Source organism: Jatrophihabitans sp. (genome assembly GCF_036389215.1).
Lineage (GTDB): Bacteria > Actinomycetota > Actinomycetes > Mycobacteriales > Jatrophihabitantaceae > Jatrophihabitans_A.
In genome coordinates this window covers 1-1819 of record NZ_DASVQG010000345.1, presented here as the reverse complement: position 1 = coordinate 1819, position 1819 = coordinate 1, and the positions used below count along the sequence as shown (strand labels likewise).

At 69.3% G+C, this 1819-nt stretch carries 4 protein-coding genes and 1 pseudogene; all 5 read right to left on the bottom strand.

The annotated features are described in order from the left end of the window. Positions 1-362, bottom strand: a 362-nt coding sequence (locus tag VF542_RS19750; protein WP_408653408.1) for a 50S ribosomal protein L6, incomplete at its 3' end; no start/stop codon positions are given. Between the two features lie 12 nt (positions 363-374). After that, positions 375-785 (bottom strand): 30S ribosomal protein S8, encoded by a 411-nt coding sequence (gene rpsH / locus VF542_RS19745; protein ID WP_100497377.1) that lies wholly within the window; start codon positions 783-785, stop codon positions 375-377. A gap of 142 nt (positions 786-927) precedes the next feature. Then, positions 928-1113, bottom strand: a complete 186-nt coding sequence (locus VF542_RS19740; protein ID WP_012950469.1) for a type Z 30S ribosomal protein S14 — start codon at positions 1111-1113, stop codon at positions 928-930. Positions 1114-1133: 20 nt separating this feature from the next. Continuing rightward, positions 1134-1718 carry a 50S ribosomal protein L5 gene (gene rplE / locus VF542_RS19735; protein WP_091446663.1) on the bottom strand — a complete coding sequence of 195 codons (585 nt, stop codon included), beginning with the start codon at positions 1716-1718 and terminating at the stop codon, positions 1134-1136. A gap of 4 nt (positions 1719-1722) precedes the next feature. After that, a pseudogene (locus VF542_RS19730) lies at positions 1723-1819 on the bottom strand (50S ribosomal protein L24); the annotation flags it as partial.

Here is a 1819-nt window from a genome sequence, read left to right as displayed (position 1 = left end):
CCCTCGGGGGCCCTCACCGGCACCGGGTGGCTGTAGCCCAGGGCGAACTCGAGGTCCGACCCGCGGGCCTGCACGCGGTACCCGACGCCGACGATCTCGAGGGTCTTGGTGTAGCCCTCGGTGACGCCGGTGATCATGTTGGCGATGAGCGTGCGCGACAGCCCGTGCAGGGCCCGGCTCTCCCGCTCGTCGTCAGGACGCTGCACCTGCAGCGTGCCGTCGTCGCCGCGCTCGACCGTGATCGGCGAGGCGACGGTGTGGTTCAGCGTGCCCTTGGGACCCTTGACGCTCAGCGTCTGGCCGTCGATGGTGACGTCCACGCCACCGGGCACGGGAATCGGCAGTCGTCCGATCCGCGACATGTCACTCGCTCCTCACCAGACGTAGGCGAGGACTTCCCCACCCACGCCCTTCTTGTTCGCCTGGCGGTCGGTCAGCAGCCCGGTCGAGGTGGAGATGATGGCCACCCCGAGGCCGCCGAGCACCTTCGGCAGCGCGTTGGACTTGGCGTACACCCGCAGACCGGGCTTGGAGACGCGCCGGACGCCGGCGATGCTCCGCTCACGGTTGGGGCCGTACTTGAGGTCCACCACCAGCTCCTTGCGGGTGGTGCCGTCCTTCTCGACCTCGTTGACGGTCCAGCCGGCGATGTAGCCCTCCTGCTGGAGGATCTCGGCGATGTGCGTCTTCAGCTTGGACGACGGCATGGTCGTGGAGTCGTGGTACGCCTGGTTGGCGTTCCGGATCCGCGTCAGCATGTCCGCGATCGGGTCGGTCATCGTCATGGGTGTCGTGCCTCTCTCGCCGCGGTTCCTCACGCGGTCTCGCGCGGGCCTCTCGGCGATCGGTGGTGCCTGGTGAGGGGATGGAACGGCCCGGCTGCAGGGCCCCACGGCGCGGAGCGTGTCGTGGGGGCAGCCGGGTCCTTTACCAGCTGGACTTGCTGACGCCCGGCAGCTCGCCGGCGTGCGCCATCTCCCGCAGGCAGATCCGGCACAGGCCGAACTTGCGGAAGACCGAGTGCGGGCGACCGCACCGCTGGCACCGGGTGTAGCCGCGGACCGCGAACTTCGGCTTGCGGGCCGCCTTGTTGATCAGCGCCTTCTTGGCCATCTGGGTGTCTCCTCCCCCGCTCAGCGGGTGGTGGTCACGACGGGCTGGCCGGCGAACGGGAAGCCCAGCAGGCGGAGGAGCTCGCGACCCTCCTCGTCGTTCGTGGCGGTGGTGACCAGCGTGATGTCCATGCCGCGCGGACGGTCGATCTTGTCCACGTCGATCTCGCGGAACATCGACTGCTCGGTCAGGCCGAACGTGTAGTTGCCGTGACCGTCGAACTGCTTGGCGTTGAGCCCGCGGAAGTCACGGATGCGGGGCAGGGCCAGCGACAGCAGCCGGTCCAGGAACTCCCACATGCGGTCGCCGCGGAGGGTGACCTTCGCGCCGATCGGCATGCCCTCGCGCAGCTTGAACTGCGCGATGGACTTGCGGGCCCGCACGACGGCCGGCCGCTGGCCGGTGATGGCGGTCAGGTCGCGGACCGCGCCGTCCATCAGCTTGGCGTCGCGGGTGGCCTCGCCGACGCCCATGTTGACGACGATCTTCGTCAGCCGCGGGATCTGCATGACGTTCTCGTAGCCGAACTCGGACTGCAGCGCCGGGGCGATGGACTCGCGGTAGTGGGCGAGCATGCGGGGCAGCTCACGGGTGGGTGCACTCATGGCGTCAGAGGTCCTTACCGGTGCGCCGCGAGACCCGGATGCTGCGGCCTTCCTCGTCCTTGCGGTAGCCGACCCGGGTCGGCTTGTCCTCGGAGTCGATC